Below are 19,101 nucleotides of genomic sequence, written 5' to 3' on the forward strand. Positions count from 1 at the left end.
CCTCGTCCAATTTAAGCTCATACTTCTTGAAAAAGAAATGATTGTTTACCATAGGATTTTTGTCATTGTAAAAGAAGGTTTCGGTTAATTGTGCAATAAGTTTTTCCTTCAGTTGCTTTTGGGACAATTTCTCTTTCCTTATCCATAGAAATAATCTTTTTAGAAGATTTTTCTACCTCAGGTTTTTCAACTAATATTCTTCCTTATTCTTTGGGATGTATAACAAATGTTCACCACTGTGGCTGTTCTCCCTTATACACACCTTTCCATTAAAAGGAAAGATTTCAACGGATTCGGCGAGTCCTTTACGAAATAAAAACATTGATGTTTTAAATCTTCACGATGACTATTAAAGAAAAATATGATATTAAAATAGCCTTAATGCCAACTTTTACCGTTTTTGTAGGACTAATTGAATCAGCTTAAAAAATATCAATCTTAAACAAAAAAGTGAGTGTTCCGTTTTTTTATAGTTGATATCATATTACTCCTCCAATATTTTTTTTAAGTATTCAGAGACTTCTTCGCATTCGGGAACAAATATTTTGGTTATAAAAGCCTCATTCTCAACTTTGTATTTTTCAAACATCCTTGAACCATTATTTTTTGAATGAGTTACATTGGCAATTCTATCGCAAAACTTTATGAATGAAGCATTTTTGGTCTCTCTGATTCCCTTATAGTATTTGTCATTGGCCCGCTCCTGCCTGGTCCGTCCCTTTTCATTTGTCAAGGCATAAGCAAGTTCAGCAATTGTTTCATTTGTCTCCCTCTTGACATCGTTGTAGGTCTCTCTTGCATCTTCAATAATATCGTGTACCCAACAAGCAGCCAATACATTTTCCCGTTCATCAAATTCTATCAAGTGTATAAATTTCAAAGCTGTTTCAAACACCATGTTTAAATGAAAATCATAATCATGTTCGCCATATTTTTGATTTACACTTTTATGTTTTCTGATAGCGTAGTCTTTTGTTCTTTCCAGTATATCCATAATTGTATGGTCTATTTTTGTCTTTGGAGAATTATGGTCACCTTCTCAAGGAATTCAAAATTTGTTTTAAGAAAAGAGAAAACCCAAATAGTCATTACATTAAAACTTGAGTAAATATCCTGATTCTTTTTCACTTTTTGCTTCCCAAAACCAATGGGAATATCATTTATATCATTCTCCAACTACTAGTGGATGGAGGCATAGATGTTCTTTCAATCAGGTTTTCATGTTTTGAACCATAGGAGTATATTGATAAATTTCATTAAAAAAGGAATCTCCACAAAAAATCTACCTGGAATATTCTCCTTTCGCATAAGAAGCCAATATGGATGCATTTGGTGTTTTACAATTATTCGGGAAATCGGAGAAATAGATACATTTCGGAATACCTTTTTCAAAGGTGATCCTAACAGTTCCTGGACTGTTGGTTTTGAACCCGTTGTATCTATAATTTGCGACCAGCTCTGTGGGTCTTCCTCTGGCATTTGTATATTTTTTTACACCGGATACACTGTTTGGAACGTAACGATTGAATGCCCAAGTTTTTGCCTGGTCGTCCACTAGGTCGTCTATCAATCTTTCAAAGTCTTGGTCACCACTTGGCCCTCCTGAATTTTTTATTTTTTCATATTTGCTGCGCTCCTTCATTCGAATTGCCGGCCGGTCCAATGCAAACAATCGCAAATTCTCTTCAAGGCGCTCAATAGAGGGACTGGAACAGGGATTAAGATTGAAGATCATGGTCATATCCGTTGCCAGACCTTTGGCTTTATGGGCCATATCAACGGTATTTCCCATGGCGTTGGGATCGGTCATAATCTCAATAGTAGTCTTTAGTGCGTTTCTGTTCTGTATGTCACGAACGGTCAAATAAGCCCCGTAAAGTTGAGGACGTGCATAGATTCCTGTACCCACGGTTTCCCACTGTACGCATGTCCTATCCGTCTCCACCCCGAAAACATCGGTTTTGACTCGTTCCCTAACGCAAACATCTTCCATAATCTCAACTTTATCATAGGGTAGTGCTTGAGGGCAATGCTTTCCAAAAGCCCTTAGATATTGACTGAATAAAGATAGGAATTCCATGTCCTCCCTGGTCATTTCAATGTTTTCAAAATGCCCCCGAAAGATATAGTCAAAGAACTCTGCATAGTATAATCCTTCTGTATTCAGTTCCATGGAATCGCCGCTCTTTTTAATATTGATTGGATGTTGTTCAACAGGGTAATCAAAGGAACTAAGGAACATAACTATCATTATAAGGACTGAATTTTTTAAATACGTATTTTTCATCGGTTCAAATTTTCTATAGAAGTTTTTAAGGCTCAAAGCAGTACCTATATCTTATCAATTTTTATTAGGTAAAAGGAGTAATTATCCTTCGTGTTTCCCTTTGCCTCGGCCGTTATCATTGCTGATATTTTCTCAACAGGAATTTCCTTTTTAAACAACTTTCCAATTTTTTCCTCGTCTATATTCTCGAGGATTCCATCGGAACAGAGCATAAAGAAATCATTCTCTTGAAGATTTTCGATGGTTTTCACATCTACTTTGGATGGGTTCAGGCCATTGATTGCCCTCGTAATGATATGCCGTTTGGGATGGTTCCTTGCTTCCCGCGGCGTAATCTCTCCCATATCCAACATTGCCTCCACAACTGAATGGTCCTTGGTGCGGTAGAGCACTTCTCCATCACGAATATGGTATATCCTGCTATCACCTAACCAAGCTATCTGCACTTTTCCAACTTGGTCTGATATATACAAAAGACTCAATGTACTTGCCATGCCCTTTGATTCCGGAAAGTTTCTTAAATGTTCACGGAAGGTATTTTCCACAAATTCTAGGGCTTTCGACCAATAGGCTGGATCTTGCACTCCCCTGGAAGGGTTATCTTTGATAAAGGAAGCCATTTCGTTACACACCAGACGGGATGCCAATTCACCTTTGGCCTGGCCACCGACACCGTCACATACCATGAACAGACGGGAATCCTTGGTTGGAATTGCAGGGTATATGGTATCCTCATTTGATTCCCTACTGCCTATTTCATTGCAACGGACCGGTAGTTGAATTTCCATTTTCTTCAATATTTTTTAACAACCCAATCACAGGCTTTTTTATACCCCTTTTCACAAGATCGTTGAAACCAGGTTTTTGCCAGATAGGTGTTTTTTCCGGTTCCAAGGCCACTATAGTAACAAGAGGCTAGGTTATACATTCCGACTCGATCACCATTTTTGGCAGACTTTTGATATAGTTCAAAAGCCCGTTTCATGTTTTTAGACCCTCCGAGGCCACTGTCGTACATATAGCCGAGATAACTTTGCGCATTGGCATGATTTCGATCGGCCGCCTTTTGGAACCATTTTTTGGCAGCGTAATAATATTTGCCATTGTAATACATCACCGCCACCCTGTATTGGCTGTGCAAGTCACCATTTTCTGCGGCTTTCAAATACCACGGGGTAGCATTTCCTTTTTTGTCCTTGCCCAACTTGAGGTCGTAATACAGGTCAGCCAATTTTATTTGGGCTTCGAGATGGCCTTTAGTAGCTACATTGAGATACCTTCTTTCGGCTTCCAAATAGTCTACAGGCCCAGCCAAACCCTTTTCAGCCATAGTGCCTAACATGAAGTCTGCAGCTAAAATATCTTGGGCCGCTGATTTGGTAAAAAATTCTTTGGCCTTTTCGTAATCCTTGTTTATTCCTTTTCCTTCATAATATAATCTGCCTAAAGCGTAAAGAGCTGAACCTTGATTTTGACCAGCGGCAAGCTCATAATATTTTATTGCCTTGGGCAGGTCTATGGTTCCATCCGCTTCCCCATATTCAAGGATTTTGGCCATCATGTATTGTGAGTTGGCATACCCTTTGTCAGCGGCTTTTTGGTACCAACCTTTTGCATTTTTTATGTCTTTTGTAATACCCCATCCATAATAGTGCAGAAGACCCATATTGTGCATTCCGAACGTATTTCCCTTATCGGCCGCCAATTGGAACCATTTCTTGGCCTCTTGATAATTCTTGTCGGTGAAATATAAAGTGCCCAATTCATTTTGAGCTCCCAAATGTCCTTTATCTGCCGCTTTGGTCAACCATTGTATTGCCTTTATGCGGTCCATTTTAGCCAATACTCCATTTTTATAGAAAATGCCCAGATTAAATTGGGAAATAATATCCTCGTTCTCAGCAGCGATTGTAAATAGTTCCAAAGCCTTCACAGTATCTTTGGCCACATACTGACCAAACCTGTACATATTTGCCATGCCCCGATATCCAGAATACCTGCCGATGGACGCGCATTTTTCATACCCCTCGAACGCTTCCTTATAATTTTTTTCAGACGTATTGAGGATTGCTAGGTTTTCGATTGCAGCTGGATGGCCCTTACTAGAAGCTTTTTCATAATACAGTTTTGCCTTACTCGCGTCCTTTTCCATAACAAAACCAAAAAAGTGCATTAACCCCCTTAGATTTAGAGCCTCTGGGTTGCCATCATCGCTTAGAGTCACAATGCTGTTCTTTGCCTTTCCATAGAATTTTTTGGCCTCGACCGTGTCCATATCCACACCGAGTTCGTTCTGATAGGCCCATCCATGATTAAAGTTCGCCAGGTCATATCCTGCATCAATGGCCATATCCGCATATTCAAAGCCCTTTTCGTAATCGACCTCTGTCCCGTACCCATTTTGATTGAATCTGGAAAGGAAATAAAAGGCTTCTCCGGACCCATAGTCGGAGGCCTTAATAAAGATGTCATAGGCCTCTTTGAATTTGCCTTCTTTATAAAGGTTCCACCCATCTGCCAAAAGCGTATTTATCTTATTGGAGCGATAAAAAGCGTAGCCCCCGAAGCCCAGTCCCAAAACCAAAAAGAATGTTATCAGGGCAGGCCAGACCTTTTTCCTTTTTCCCCTTTTACCTTTGTCCTTGGATATATTTGAAGGAATAAAAATGGTGCCCTCGCCATCATCGATTTCGTTCACCGCACGTACGAAGCCGGAGACAGAGGAAAATCTATCTATGGCATTTTTTTCAAGACTGGTGCGTAAAATGGCTTTATATTTTTCTGGAACTTCCGAGTAATCCGGTTCTTCACCAATGATACTATCCCTGGTCAGTTCATAGTCCTTACTGCCATGACCAAAAGGTAATTTACCCGTCAACATCTTGTAAAACATGATTCCCAAGGCCCAAACGTCCGTTCGTTCACCGATTTCACCATTCAATCCAAACTTCTTTTTGAAGAACTGCTCAGGGGCCATATAATGGGGTGTTCCTACCCCCTCGGTCATGGACTGTTGGATGGTTTTTTCGGATAGGACATCTTGACTGATACCAAAATCCGTTATTTTGGAAACTCTATTTCCGCCTCTATCCTTGCCGAAAAGAACATTGCCAGGCTTTAAATCCCTATGAATGATACCCTGTCCATGAAGATAATCCACGGCTTGGGCGACTTCCAAAATGATTTTTTCGGAATCCTCTAGGGACAGGCCTTTTTGTATGGCCTGGGCTAAGGTGCCCTCCCCAGCATATTCCATAATAAGAACTGGATAGCTGGCATTTCTTCCCATGGCATCTTTGTGGACAATGTACTCGAGATCATAATAAGTGATCAGATGCGTATGAGAAAGCCCATCAATTTTGGAGAACTCCTGTTCCAGACTGTACTTTTTCTGTCCCGTACTCCCTTGTGTACCCCTGGATACGGCTTCTTTGTAAATCTTTAGTGCCACATACCTGCCTTCGGTATTTAAATCACGTGCCTTGAAAACCTCGGCAAATCCACCTTCCGCGATTAGGTCTTTTTCAGGGTCCCACTCATAATGTGATAGTATCATAGGTTTTTTGTTGTTTGTTCGGTCGTTTTCTAAATGTACTAAAAATCAATGTTGTTCTTGGATATGAGCCACCATTTTGCATGCCCCATCATGGCCTTGTCCACAAGCTTTGTTGAACCATACCTTCGCCTTGCCCAAGTCTTTCGGAATTTCCACCCCTTCATAGTAGAGGTTGCCCAATGTCACATTTGCATTGGTGTTTCCTATATCCGATGCTTGTTCAAATAGCGGAACGGCTTGCTGGATGTCTTTTGGCACTCCCTGGCCCTTGAGGTGCATGATTCCCAAATTGAATATCGCCGGGGCATATTTCTTTTTTGCCGATTTTTGAAAGTATGCAAAAGCCTTGGAATAGTCCACTTTGACATTTTTCCCAAAATAGTATGTGCAACCCCTTTCAAAAAGGGACTTTCCGCTTTTTGGAAAGAACCAAATCACCGCCAATATTACCATTAATATCCAAAGAGAAAAACCCCATAGCCAATCCGTAAATGGTATTTCGTAAGACGGCATAGGATTCGGGAGACTACCGTTTTCTTGAAAGGATAAAAGTTGTTGGTTATCCAGTGGATAGTACGATCCAAACTTTCCCCTAATGCCCAAAACGTAGCCATCATCCTTTATGTATACTCCCATAAAGAAGAATTGGGAAGTGGTCTTATATCCTAAATAAAGATCTTCCCCATTCGAACCCTTTATGTCTACATCCATAATTTTTTCTATGCGTTCGCTTTTTCCGAAAAGACCCCTGACCCTTTTGGCCATGGCTATGTTTGGAACGAGGGCCATTAAGAATACTATCAAAACAAATTTTTTCATTATTTCAGCTTTTATGGTTATAATTAGAGTTTGATCTACTTACTTTTTTGAAAGCCCATTTCCTGGCTTCTTCCCCAAACCGGGTATGCTCTCCGAGCAAGTCCCTAAAACTGTGCGATTCGAAAAATGCACAACCAGCACAAAACGATACCTCGCTTTCCGAATCATAGAGACCTTTAACGTAAAGTTTCTCCAAATTGGTCAATTTGATAACTTTTTGTTCTTCCAATGCCTCACATAGCACTACCGCCAAATATCTTTTTCCGGTATCATTCGAGAAAAGCAGCTTACGGATCTTTTCATGTTCCGATCTTTTTATGGCCAACTCCATTTCCAAAACCAACTTTGTTGGTCTGCCGAAAAAAGAGCAGTGAAATCCTATGACTGACCGTTGTTCTTGTGCATTTTGGGTATATCCATGTTTCATCCCTGATATTAGGAAGCAGAATACGAGGGAAATAATCAATAAAAGTGGGGGTAATTTAAAGCTTATGTAATTTAAGGTCTTCATCTTCTGTTTGGTTCATGTTTACATACATGTATAACCATAAAATGAAAATGTCATCTTTTTTACGACCTCTATTCTTTTATCCGTTCAAAGGGTGAGCTGCATTTTCTGAAAATTCCCAAATAATCAAGGCTTACAGGAATGACCTCATCGCCGTCGGTATTCACCGCGCCCCATTTTTTTTCAAATTTGACCGGGGCCAAACCGTAGGAAAACCTTTTGGCTTCCCAGTACCTTAGAGGAACTACCTCATCCCCATCACTATTTATAAAGCCTCCAAGGGAATTGACAACGAAAGCAAACCCGTCTTTAAAACCATGAGTCATAGAAAACTTGAATGGTATGACCTCGATTCCATCTGAATTGATGAAACCATATTTGTTACTGAATTGAACCGCTGCCAGGCCTTCAGAAAAAGCTTGGGGTTCATTGAGCACATAATGGAATGGGGATTCCTCATTATATTTAAATTCAGTAATGGGATTTCCTTGGGAATCAAGATATCCCCAATATTTATCTTTCGCCACGGCAACCCTGCCCTCAGAAAATATACTGGCATGCTCATATTTGCCAGGAATTGTTTCATTGCCCCTCTTGTCTATAAAACCATAACCGTTTCCAAATTCTACACGGGCCAAACCTTCTGAAAATTCCGAGGCATCGGTATACTTTAAAGAAATGATCTCGTTACCTATTTTGTCGATGTAGCCCCATTTCCCATTTAATTCGACTTCGGCCAAACCTTCTTGAAATTCGTAGGTAGTGCTATACTTTGGGGGTATGACCATTTCGCCAAGTTTATTGATGTATCCCCATTTTCCATTTGTTTTGACCGCGGCCAGACCTTCTGAAAACCCATAAATTTCTTCAAATTTACTTACGTCGATTTCTTCTCCATCTGTATTTGCTATGAAGGACTTCTCTTCTAGTTTTAACTTGACAAAACCATCATTAAAAAAATTATAGGAACCATCTATGTCAAAAATGGGAGGAATCACGAATTCTCCCACAGTATTTATGAAGCCGCATTTTTCTCCAAGCACTACCTTCGCTAAGCCTTCATAAAAACCAAAGGCCCTATCAAATTGGAGCGGTATTTCAAAATCGCACGCTTTATTGATATATCCCCATTTTCCGCGAACGAGAGCCGGGGCAAGGATTTTGTCTCTTTTTTCCATTCCCATTTATCTTTCTTCGTAAACTACTGTTTTTATGGGTTCCCTTGTTATAAAAAGTCGTGCCAATCTGTTCTTGGTAATATCAACGGTAACTAAGGGCGTCGCATCTTTTGCATCTTCATCCAAAGCATAAATTTGACTGTCCTGGACCAGGTAATAGTAATATCGTCCAGCTTCTTCCACACGGTATACCATTGCCTTTTCCAAATCCAGATCGGCTTGGATTATAAGTTCCAACTGCCGTTCTTCTTTATTGAAAAAATATGTTTGTTCTCCACTATTGTCATTATCAAACCTAACCAACAATTCCGATAGGACAGTTGAAGCATTTTGGACGCCAACAATGTTCACGGTTACCTCTTCTTGGGATGGAACTGATTTAATGGGTCTATTGAAAAGTGTATTCACCCCCTTGTTGTTGCGCTTTGCATCAACCTTTATCAACGGTAACCTCCGTTTTGTTTTTTCCAGATCATAGTAGTCGTTTTTATACTTAAGAAAATAGCCAGATTCCTTGTTCTTTAAAATCCTAAGGGACAGGGCTTCCAATTTCCCCATCAATGGACGACCGTACAATTTGAAAACACCGTCATGAAAAGTATAGGAAAGGGACCTAGAGGATTGATATTTTCTTACCGCTCTGCTTGGAAGGGTTTTGTAACCACCAGTAGCCAATTGTACCTCGCTCTCTGTGTTGGGATTTTGAACACTGTCGTGTTTTTGTAAACCATCGGTATTCTCTCGATTGACCAGATTGTCATTATCCTGCACTCTATCAATATCTGGCTTATCCAGCTTATTTTCTTCGACCAGTTTTCCCTCATCCAGATCAAAAATGGAATCGGTCTTCATTGTGGATGTTGTATCCACGTCCACCACGGTGGGTTCGGTGTTTGATGTTGAAGGGCCGTACTGATTGAACAGTAAAATGGCCCCACCGATTATCAAACAGGCTGCTATTGCCCCACTATAAATGAAAAGTCTTCGATATCTTCCGTTTGGTCGGTCTGAAGTTGGAGTTTCTTGGTTTTCTTGATACTCTTTATAGTACTTTCGTAAGCGGTTCTTTAATTCTGCCTTTTCTTTCTTGGTTATTCCCTCATATATTTTTTCATAGACCCTTACCTCTTTGGCAAAATCGGGATTGTGGTGCATTAATTCCTCTACCTCATCTTTTTCCGATGGGGCCAGTGTACCTCGAAGGTATTTGTCTATCAATGCTATGTACTTTAATTCCTCTATCATTTTACTGTTCTAAAGCGATTATGTCCTCGTACGAAATGCTGGACCTTAGCTTTTTGAGACATCTTAATTTTTGCTGGCTTGCCGACCTGGCGCTTGAATAGTTGAACCTTTCGGCGATATCCTCCATGCGCATGCCAAAAAAAATAGCGGTTTCCAGAAGGGATTTGCACGGTTCCCCCAAGCGTGACATGGCCCTGCCCAAATAATCCTTTAATCTGGGCCCTGGGTGGGTAACCTCATAGATCAGTTCTTCTTCAAACTTGCTTTCAAAACCATTGGCTTCCCTAGGTTGTTCGTGGCGCTTTCTTCGGTTGAGTTGGTTGAGCCACTGTCTTTTAGAAATTTCAAACAGGTATGTGCTTATTTTACTTCTTTGCTCGTATTTTCCCGACATGACATTCTTGTAAAAGACGATTATCGCTTCTTGGAACACATCGAGGGCATCTTCCTCGTCCCCATTGTTTCTGCAAATCCAGCTTTTTACCATCCCCAAATGGGCATATAACTGCCCAAGGCATTCCTCGTTACCTGATTTTAGCTGGCGTAAAAGTTCGTGGTCAGTCATTTAGTCAAAAGGCTTTCTTAAAAACTTATTTCAAGTAGGTCTTCTATGGGCACATTGAACCTATACCCCTCTATAAGTACCTGTGCCTCCCCCAAAATAACAAAATTCACTTTTTGATCGGTCAGCCAAGAGAATTTCATTTGTTTCAACAAGTCCAGATTGTTAAAAGTAACCTGTAAAGGAATTATTTGTGACCCCATGGGTTTCTGATCATATGGTTCTTCCAACGTCCAATGTGCTACGGATTCTTTAGCCTTATCCAGATAAAAGCCCAGCTCCAAACTATCGATTTGATATGCAATGGGCATTTGGTTGATGGCCTCCATTTCGAGTCTGAGTTGCGTTTTTCTTAAAGAAGGTAGCTTGTCACTGGATATGGAGCGTAACTTAAAATTTTTACCATAGTCCAAGTTTTGCTCAATCTGGGTCAGAATAGCTTCTTTGGTATTAAGATGAATTTGGTCATCCAATCCTATACTGAAAGAGTTCAACATAAAGCTGACCTTTCCGTTTCCCTTGAGCTCAAAAGTCGAAGAGTCCGAGGTAAGCAGTTCGGGATAAAATGTGCTTAACCTTTTTAGGCTTATTTTGCAGCTTACAGGGATTCCTATGGTATCATTTGCATTTAGCGCAATCTGTTCCTTTAAGAATCCATTGCCCACCAACGAGTCCCTATAGTAGATTTCCATACTGGATTGGCGCAATTTTGTCCTGACATTGTTTGGGTTGTAAACAATGTAGTCCATCCCTACCATAAGGGTGTCATTTTTGGAATTCAAAATGGCAATGTTGTCGATGGCCACGAATTCCGGTCTCTTGGCACATGAGATAATGACAGAAAGGACGGCAAACAGGACTGTTGCCTTTATTTCGGTTGTTATTTTCATAGGGCATCCTTCTTTTTAAGTGATACGAAAATCAGCAGGTAAAAAAGCATGCTGAGAATGGCGATGGCTAGAAGGTTCCTATCAAACCCATCAAAGAGACTTCCTATCAATTTTCCTTGGTCCACCAGTTTTTCATTATAAAGGTCCAATATTCGAAGGGCTGAGGAGGGGGCATCCCGTACCCCGTTGGCAGGAGGGGGCAGTGCCACTGTAGCAATTACGGATTGTGTGGTATCGACAGTGCCTTCCAAATTCGGGGATACTTTGTCCTGTACCCGTGCCAATCCCTCGGTGCCCCATCTTCCCAGAGTGAAAAAACTCAACAGTTCCACAAGGGTATTGTTTATTTTGGTCATTACCCCTGCCAACATAATCTGTGGCATCAATGCAATGGGTACCACTGTCATCACCTTTTCTGTATTGTTGAAGGTCGCTGAGAGCCAAAGCCCTATGAGTGACGCCGAAACGGAGATATAGAACATGAATGCCGCGCTTCCCCAAAACGAGCGAAGAAATATCTCTTCAAAGTCGGGGTGGGAATTCCATTTAAAGTTAACATACACAATGCCCACAAAAATCAGGGTCTGAATCAGTGCGATGAGCGCAAGAACCGCCCATTTGGAAAGAATATATGTATTGATGGCCAAATTGAACATGCGCTCCCTTTTGTAAATGGGGAGTTCCCCGACAATTTCCTTGGCGGCATTACTGACTCCGAACCAAATCCCTGAAATGGCCATCAAGAACAGCACCCCTACCTGGAACTTGTCAAAGACCAAACAAACAAGCCCCCCTATAATAACAGGTTGTGCCAAGAGAAGTCCGAGGTTCTCCCTGTCGTTGACCTTGATTCTGAAATACCTGGAAATCAGCCAGAACAATTGCAGCCAATGGGAGTCTTTCCGCTCTTTTTTGATTTCCTGGTTAATCGTCCTAGGCACACTTTGCTTGGGCGGTTTTTGATAAAACTTACCAACCACCTCGAAATCGCTCATTTTGCTGTAAACCTCTACAATATTGCCCACTTCAAAATGGGCTGTCAATAAATCCGCTGATCCTTTAAAGACCAAATGCCCCTGTACTCCCAGAAATATGACCTCATCCACATAACTGAGGTCTTCTGGTTTGTGAGTGACCATGACTATAGTAGTCCCATTGTGTGCCAATTCTTTTAAGCTGGTCAAGAAACCCTCTATAGTTTCAGGATCCAGTGGAGAGGTGGGTTCATCCAAAAAGAGGATAGTAGGTTCGGTCAAAAGTTCCACGGCAATGGAGACACGCTTGCGTTGACCGCCAGATAGACTACCTACTTTTATAGTCCGAATATCTTTCTCTTTGTCTTGGTCCAGATTTAGATCGGAGATTACCTTGTCTATTCTTTCATTGATTTCTTCATTGGTCGTATCATCCGGCAAACGCAATTTGGCGGCATAGAACAAGGTCTTGTAAACGGTCAGTTCCCTATGGACAATATCATCCTGTGGTACGTATCCTATCTTTTTTTTGATTAAGCCAAAATTTTCTGTCAGCGAAAGTCCATGAATCAGTACTTCCCCAGAAGTGGCGGGATTCTCCCCATTGAGACATTTTAATAAAGTTGATTTTCCGCAACCTGAGGGACCCATCAATGCCACGAACTTGGATTGATGGATATCCAGTGACATATCTTGGAGCCCGATTTTGTTGTTCGGGTATTTTTTTTGTATGGCACGGGCCATAATGGCACTTTTGATTTTTCTTAGGTCTCTGGGACCGTTACCAAGTGTTATGCTGTAAAAGGATATGGTGATAGTATCACTGTCGTTCAGCTTTGTCTTGGTCCTTACTTCTTTTCCGTTTAGATAGGTCTTATTGGTAGACCCTAGGTCCTCAACCCAAAAACTTCCCTGGGAATATGACAGCAGGGCATGTTCACGGGTCACCGTAGGGTCTTCCAAAACAAGGTCATTACTTTTTTGGCGTCCAACTTTTAAAATCCCTTTCGCCATTATTTTTTGTTTGAAATCGAATGGACCTTGTCTTTCAATTTCTTCTTGTTCCTTTTTTTTGGTAGGTTTTTCAGTGGAAAGGTAAAAGGTTAAAGAAGCGATATTGACCATGTCCCCTGGTTTCAAACTTGACCAAACATTAGGCTGCAGGCGTTTTTTATTCACCTTGGTACCATTGGCACTCTCCAAGTCGATGATAAAGACCCCTTCTGATCTTCGTTCAATTTGGGCATGCTCCCGGGAGACCCTTCTACCGTCCACTTCAATCTCCGCACCGTGTCCATTTCTTCCAATGGTCAGCTTTTTCCCCGGCTCAAGGGGTATCGACCGCGTATTGTAAATTAAATACATCTCTTTTATCTATTGTTGTCTATATAGGAGTGTATGCAGTTCTTTCTATGTTCTGCAAAGGGGTGTGTCGAAGTAAGCTTTCTTAGCAAATCCTGTTTTTCATATCGCTCCAATTTTTTGAAAAAATCCGCAAATCGGTTAACATTGTACCCTGCGGCCTTGGCAAGCTCAAAGCCGACTTTGTCGGCCTCATATTCGTCAATTTGATCAAAGGGCGGGGCCAGTGTTCTGTTGATTTTACTGGCTATTTCCGTAAAACCGTCCATTCGGGTCATATCCCCTAGATCAGTGGAGAGTGTGAGCTTGGTCACTTTACGCTGGGTGTGCAATCGGTCCTCGTGGGCAACTTCATGACCAATGATGAAGGCCAGTTCGTCATAGGAATCCACAAAGTCCAATAGTCCGGTGGTGATGTAGAGATAGCCACCAAGAGTGGCGAAAGCATTGATTTCATCCGATTTAAGTATGCTCAATTTGTAGTTTACCCCTTTACGGGAAACGTTCTTTGAGATTTCTTGTAGGATTTCCTCGACCTTTTCCCTGGCAAAATGGGTGTTGTCCAATTGGCCCAACAAGACGTATCGGCTGTAAATTTCCCTGCCGATGGAGCTTTTGGAATTACTGCTGATATAGAGTGCAAAATCAAGCCAATTGTTCTCCGCCTGTTTCAATAGAAAGGCGGGGCCATCAAATGCATGGCCACAGTTGTTCAACAAGGCTGCATCTTCAACTTTGGAGGTGTAGACGGCTATAGCTTCGTCAAGTTTATCCAAGGGCAGTTCCTGTGCACCGGACCATTTAAAAAGGAGAATGACTAGAAGAGTGGAAAGGGTTGGTTTCATCTTGTTTTTATGGTATATAACCAAATGTAGCAAATGTCATCTTTTAAGTGGAAAATTTCCCTATAAATCTTTGCTACAGACACTTGACAACCACTGCTTGGTCACTTTGGATTCCTCCTCCGAAGGTCTTCTGTTGCCTTTGCCCAAGCACTGTACCAATATGCGGAACTTTGGACTTATCTCGATTGTAATGACCCTGTTTCCATTCTTTTTCAGGGAGAAAATTGCCGAAGTGCCCGAGGCGCACCTTCCTGCATAGGTTCCCACACAATGACGCATAATCCGTCCTTCTTCATACAATTGTTTGCCGTTGGTCAGTTCCACAAAATCCCATGTATTGTCCTTCCCGTCCGTAAAGGTCCAATCCAATAATGCCCCTCCCATTGGTATCCTATCCATGAGGGCAAGTATCGGGAGGCCAAATATTCCTCGCTGGCCGCGAGCACGTTATTTACCGTCCTCCCCTTCCATGTAAATTCCGCTTCAATACCATTACGAGTCGCTTCGGTATATCGATGAAGAGCCCAATCAATTATTAGGTTGCTTTCCTCGTCGCTTATTGACTCTCGGTTTCTAATCAACCATACCACCGTGTTTTTCCAAAATCTGCGATAAGGCTCATCGGACGTCCGTTCCGTCGGGTCAATCACCAGTGAACGACTGTACATAATGCGCATGAAGTCCTGTTGGTTCCCTCCCAACCTTCGTATTTCTGCATAGAGACATGATTCCATGGGGTAATCGGTGTTGGGTGCGTCTTTAAGAAAGTGCTGGAATTTATTGGAAATATTCCATCCAAAGTATTCTGACGCCTTCTTAAGACTTCCACCTTGTCCAATAATCAAGTACCAGCATATCCACTTGAAGGGAATGTAGTCTCTTCCAAAGCCGCCATTGTGATTTGGGAACCATTGTTCATTGAGAAAACTGGGCACATAGTATGCTGTGAAAAGGTGATCAAGGATGTGTGCTCCGCTTTCCGGTGTCCAAGATTCAGGACCTCTCAACCAAAAAGGGGACAACAAACTGCACCACTTTGCAATAAACTCCCCATGTTCTGGGCCTACCGCCTTTCTGATTATTTCGATATTTGATAGATCACCAATCGCTTTTCGTAGGTATTCCACGGTCTTGTCCATAGTGTCTGGTAGATTATTTAAATCCTTAAAATAGGAGTGCAGTCTTTCCTCGATTTGGTTCCCCGGCACCAAAGTCTTTTGAAGTTCTTGTAGACGTGAATCCCAAGGCAGCATATCACCGATGTTTAACTTCTGAACCGTCCTTTCCTGGCTGATGACCTTCTCGTACACCCTTTGATAATTGTATTCGCAGATATCTTCTTGGCTTCCCATGCCAATGTCGCTATAATAGCAATCAACACAACAGTGGAAACCGGGAATATAACCATTCAAAGCGGCCAAAGGGTCCCTTAGGTTGTTCCAGTACATATCATGGACATGGCCTCCAGATTTGTCTAAATGGTATTGTTCCAGTTCTTGCTCCAAAGAAGTCTGGGAATTCTTCAATTCATAAAGTCGTTGCCAACGCCAGTTGTGGGGTTTTTTGTAAAACTTACGGCCCATTTTGGAATGCTTTTGATTATCCTCTAGTAGTATATAACTAAAATAAGGGAATATCATCATTAAAGTTTGTTTGTAAGCAGATTGAATGAAATTTATTGGTTTAACAGTTTTCTTAGCCGTATTTTAAATCCAGTATTTAAAGGGATGGTTTGTTTTTTTGTTTTCATTGAGTTACCCGTTTTAATTGATATTCATGAGTATCACAATAAGAACGAATTTTAGAACAGTTTTTCCCAGAAATGTTTAGCTTTCTATCAGAGGCATTAAAACTTGAAATAAACAAACACAAAAATCCACCTCTTCTATAGCACCAGTTTTCAACTTCTGCTAGTCTTAATTGTTGATAACCCCAATTTCTTCTATTCAACCACCTATTTGCCCATATTAAAAATAGCTTGATTTGGTATCAAATAAAACCAAATAAATCTAAGGATTCATCAATGCTATTTAATCTGAACTATTTTGATGTAAAAAACAGTAAATCAGATATTTGTGAATAAAATATGTCGTCCAATCTTACTTTTCCCTAATCCTCTCTTTATCTTTATCCAAAGAATTCTTCAAAAGAAAACAAAAGCGCTTTTGTTCATTTTTAATCTATAAAAAGAAACAAAATGGACAATTTTTTGATACTCGAACGGCTCGACCGTTTGGAAAGGCTAATGATAGCCAACAAAGAGGTGCTCACATTTGATGAGGCCTGTGATTACACCGGCATATCAAGAAGCTATCTGTACAAGCTTACCGCTGCGGGGCATATCCCGCACTCCAAGCCCAATGGAAAACTGATATTCTTTGAAAGGGAAAAGATAGTCAGTTGGTTGCTACAGAACCAACGTAAGCCATTGCCGGAAAGCGATACGATTGTGGATTCAAATCCTTAGCCACGGAATCATTTTTAAATTATTTGTGGATTCACCAAAAGTGGAAGTAATCACAAAATTCCAAAAAGCACCAATATGGAAACAGTACCATACATAAGGGTCGGGACCACTTTTTACAAGTTGGTCAGGGTTCCGACCATTTCCGGACATTTCAACGAGCAGCTGGTCCCTTGGAACGAGCATATCATCAAGCAGGACCATGGCAAGGACTATCTGGGCAAGGTGCCCAAATATGATGGGTTCGCCTGTATTCCCTGCCATGTGGATTTTAAAAAGGAGCACCATGGTTTCTACAACACCTATTCCCCATTGTCGCACCAACCGAAAGAGGGAAGCATCAAAAGGACACGGGCCTTTTTGGGGCATATCTTCGGCAACCAGCTGGAGCTGGGATTGGACTATCTGAAACTCCTGTACCAAAGACCGGTGCAGGTGCTCCCCATCCTCTGTCTGGTCTCCACGGAAAGGAACACCGGGAAAAGCACGTTCCTCAAATGGCTCAAGGAAATCTTTGGAAACAACCTTACCTATCTGACCAATGACAGCTTTGCAAGCCAATTCAATGCGGACTGGGCTAACAAGCTGCTGATATGCGTTGACGAGGTACTGTTCAACAAAGAGGAGCTTACTGAGCGCATCAAATATCTGAGCACCACCAACCGGAACAAACTGGAGGCCAAGGGAAAGGACAAACGGGAAGTGGAGTTCTTCGGGAAGTTCATCCTCTGTAGTAATAACGAGGACAGTTTTATCAAGATCGATGCCCATGAGACCAGGTTCTGGGTTAGGAAGATTCCTTCACTTAAAAGGGAGGACACCGATTTCTTGGACCAGTTGTCCAAGGAAGTGCCCGCTTTTTTGGATTTCCTGTCAAAAAGGGAATACAGCACAAAACAAAGAACCCGAATGTGGTTCACGCCCAAACAGGTTTATACCACAGCACTGAAGAAACTGGTGAACAATAACCGGAACAGGGTGGAGAAGGAACTGGCCAGCCTATTGCTCAGTGCCATGGAAAAGTTCGAGATGGACTATGTGGACCTTTGTCCCATCGATGCCCTGCACATGCTCAACCGCACACGGGTCAAGACCGACCTTACCCAACTGAGGCGGTTGCTAAAAAATGATTGGAAACTGGACAACCAGCCCAATTCCAATAAGTACCAAAAGATTACCATCTGGAACACCGGTGAGATCAACATCGAGGACGCCAAGGGAAGGTACTTTACCATAAAAAAGAATTTTTTGATCCAAAATTTTGATGATTTGATGACAGATTGATATAAGCCCAGTGTTTATAAGGGTTCAGGCTGTCATCACTTTGTCATCATTCTGTCATCAAAATAAAAAATGATGACAGGGACAATGAAGAAAAAAACAAAAGTGATGAAACGATGACAAAGTGATGACGGGGGAACAACCAGTATTTACAGGGTCTCCCAGAGATTTGTCATCAAATCATCAAAAATCGATTAAAAACAGAACCATGAAGGAAAAGAGAATGGACTGCGAAAAAGCCCGCAACATTGACATCGTTTCCACGCTGGCCAAGTCGGGGCACTTTCCAGTCCGGAAAACGGAAAAAGAAGCTTGGTTCCTCAGCCCGTTCCGGAGCGAGACCCAAGCCTCTTTCAAGGTATCATTGAAGAAAAACTATTGGATAGACTTCGGGACCTTCGAAGGGGGCAGTACCATAGACCTGGTCATGAAAATGGAGAACTGTTCGGTAAAGGAGGCATTGGAGCGTTTGTCCGGAAATATGGACCATTTTTCTTTTCACCGGCGGTCGAATCCAACCAAAACTGAACATAAGGCCAATCCTATTGAAATCATCGAGGTAAAGGAAATCGAACACCAGGCCCTACAAAACTATCTGAGCTCCAGAAAGATCTCGACCAAGACCGCAAGAAAACTTTGCAAGGAAATCCATTATCGAATAGGTGGTCGAAAATACTTTGCCATCGGACTCAGGAACAGGTCGGGAGGCTGGGAGCTGCGAAACAGATATTGGAAAGGGTCCACATCGCCAAAGGATGTTTCGATGATCGGGAAGAGATTCAAGAAATTGGCCATTACAGAAGGCATGTTCGATATGCTGACCCTAATGGAGCTGATACCGGATATCGGGAATAGCCATGACCTTTTGATATTGAACACCACGGCCTTTGTAAAACGGATGACCACAGAGATAGGGGAATATGAAAATGTGGAGCTGTTTCTTGATAGGGACAAAACGGGACTGGGGATGGCGGAACTGTTATTGGAAAAGTGCCCGAACAGCAGGGATATGTCATTTCTCTATGAGGATTTTAAGGACATGAACGAATGGAAGGTAAAAAGCGCGAAGGATGAAGTTCGGCAACGAATTCAAGATGTGTCATTGTCATGACAAATCTTGCTTTTGCTCC

17 protein-coding genes are annotated in these 19,101 nt (G+C 41.7%); 3 read left to right on the forward strand and 14 right to left on the reverse strand.

Features of this window, described 5'->3' with window-relative positions; all coding sequences use genetic code 11:
* Nucleotides 1–484: 484 nt before the first annotated feature.
* From AACM45_RS10015 to AACM45_RS10080, 14 genes are all read right to left on the reverse strand, one after another.
* Nucleotides 485–994, reverse strand: a complete 510-nt coding sequence (locus AACM45_RS10015; RefSeq protein ID WP_252080917.1) for a phosphohydrolase — start codon at nucleotides 992–994, stop codon at nucleotides 485–487.
* A gap of 288 nt (nucleotides 995–1,282) precedes the next feature.
* The gene (locus AACM45_RS10020; protein ID WP_339142431.1) at nucleotides 1,283–2,242 is read right to left on the reverse strand and encodes a hypothetical protein; all 960 of its coding nucleotides are present in this window, start codon (nucleotides 2,240–2,242) and stop codon (nucleotides 1,283–1,285) included.
* 89 nt (nucleotides 2,243–2,331) lie between these two features.
* The gene (locus AACM45_RS10025) at nucleotides 2,332–3,075 is read right to left on the reverse strand and encodes a PP2C family protein-serine/threonine phosphatase (protein WP_252080914.1); all 744 of its coding nucleotides are present in this window, start codon (nucleotides 3,073–3,075) and stop codon (nucleotides 2,332–2,334) included.
* 5 nt (nucleotides 3,076–3,080) lie between these two features.
* A complete protein-coding gene (locus AACM45_RS10030) occupies nucleotides 3,081–5,843 on the reverse strand; it encodes a serine/threonine-protein kinase (RefSeq protein WP_252080912.1) in 2,763 nt (920 codons plus the stop codon).
* A gap of 45 nt (nucleotides 5,844–5,888) precedes the next feature.
* On the reverse strand, nucleotides 5,889–6,662 hold the full coding sequence (locus tag AACM45_RS10035) for a tetratricopeptide repeat protein (protein WP_252080911.1): 774 nt from the start codon (nucleotides 6,660–6,662) through the stop codon (nucleotides 5,889–5,891).
* 4 nt (nucleotides 6,663–6,666) lie between these two features.
* The gene (locus AACM45_RS10040) at nucleotides 6,667–7,089 is read right to left on the reverse strand and encodes a hypothetical protein (protein WP_252080910.1); all 423 of its coding nucleotides are present in this window, start codon (nucleotides 7,087–7,089) and stop codon (nucleotides 6,667–6,669) included.
* Between the two features lie 152 nt (nucleotides 7,090–7,241).
* Nucleotides 7,242–8,348, reverse strand: coding sequence for a WG repeat-containing protein (locus AACM45_RS10045; protein WP_252080909.1), 1,107 nt, complete (start codon nucleotides 8,346–8,348; stop codon nucleotides 7,242–7,244).
* A 6-nt stretch (nucleotides 8,349–8,354) separates the two neighbouring features.
* Nucleotides 8,355–9,593 carry a hypothetical protein gene (locus tag AACM45_RS10050; RefSeq protein ID WP_339142435.1) on the reverse strand — a complete coding sequence of 413 codons (1,239 nt, stop codon included), beginning with the start codon at nucleotides 9,591–9,593 and terminating at the stop codon, nucleotides 8,355–8,357.
* Between the two features lies 1 nt (nucleotide 9,594).
* Nucleotides 9,595–10,158: an RNA polymerase sigma factor gene (locus AACM45_RS10055; RefSeq protein ID WP_252080907.1), complete on the reverse strand. Its 564-nt coding sequence runs from the start codon at nucleotides 10,156–10,158 to the stop codon at nucleotides 9,595–9,597.
* 17 nt (nucleotides 10,159–10,175) lie between these two features.
* Nucleotides 10,176–11,045: a hypothetical protein gene (locus AACM45_RS10060; protein ID WP_252080906.1), complete on the reverse strand. Its 870-nt coding sequence runs from the start codon at nucleotides 11,043–11,045 to the stop codon at nucleotides 10,176–10,178.
* Complete coding sequence (locus AACM45_RS10065; RefSeq protein WP_252080905.1) at nucleotides 11,042–13,384, reverse strand: FHA domain-containing protein; 2,343 nt, start codon at nucleotides 13,382–13,384, stop codon at nucleotides 11,042–11,044. The genes AACM45_RS10060 and AACM45_RS10065 overlap by 4 nt, the downstream gene beginning before the upstream one ends.
* A 5-nt stretch (nucleotides 13,385–13,389) precedes the next feature.
* A complete protein-coding gene (locus tag AACM45_RS10070) occupies nucleotides 13,390–14,226 on the reverse strand; it encodes a M48 family metallopeptidase (protein WP_339142436.1) in 837 nt (278 codons plus the stop codon).
* A 60-nt stretch (nucleotides 14,227–14,286) separates the two neighbouring features.
* Nucleotides 14,287–14,625, reverse strand: a complete 339-nt coding sequence (locus tag AACM45_RS10075; protein WP_339142437.1) for a PcfJ domain-containing protein — start codon at nucleotides 14,623–14,625, stop codon at nucleotides 14,287–14,289.
* Nucleotides 14,541–15,809, reverse strand: coding sequence for a hypothetical protein (locus tag AACM45_RS10080; protein ID WP_339142438.1), 1,269 nt, complete (start codon nucleotides 15,807–15,809; stop codon nucleotides 14,541–14,543). Before AACM45_RS10080 ends, AACM45_RS10075 begins: the two co-directional genes overlap by 85 nt.
* A gap of 614 nt (nucleotides 15,810–16,423) precedes the next feature.
* Between AACM45_RS10080 and AACM45_RS10085 the strand changes: the two genes are divergently transcribed.
* The 3 genes from AACM45_RS10085 to AACM45_RS10095 all read left to right on the forward strand — a co-directional run bounded on the left by AACM45_RS10085 (nucleotide 16,424) and on the right by AACM45_RS10095 (nucleotide 19,082).
* Nucleotides 16,424–16,693 carry a helix-turn-helix domain-containing protein gene (locus AACM45_RS10085; RefSeq protein WP_252080903.1) on the forward strand — a complete coding sequence of 90 codons (270 nt, stop codon included), beginning with the start codon at nucleotides 16,424–16,426 and terminating at the stop codon, nucleotides 16,691–16,693.
* 75 nt (nucleotides 16,694–16,768) lie between these two features.
* The gene (locus tag AACM45_RS10090; RefSeq protein ID WP_252080902.1) at nucleotides 16,769–17,974 is read left to right on the forward strand and encodes a primase-helicase family protein; all 1,206 of its coding nucleotides are present in this window, start codon (nucleotides 16,769–16,771) and stop codon (nucleotides 17,972–17,974) included.
* A gap of 205 nt (nucleotides 17,975–18,179) precedes the next feature.
* A complete protein-coding gene (locus tag AACM45_RS10095; RefSeq protein ID WP_252080901.1) occupies nucleotides 18,180–19,082 on the forward strand; it encodes a CHC2 zinc finger domain-containing protein in 903 nt (300 codons plus the stop codon).
* The last annotated feature ends 19 nt before the right edge of the window (nucleotides 19,083–19,101 follow it).

It is taken from the genome of Croceitalea sp. MTPC5 (assembly GCF_036985505.1).
In the GTDB taxonomy this organism is placed as follows: domain Bacteria; phylum Bacteroidota; class Bacteroidia; order Flavobacteriales; family Flavobacteriaceae; genus Croceitalea.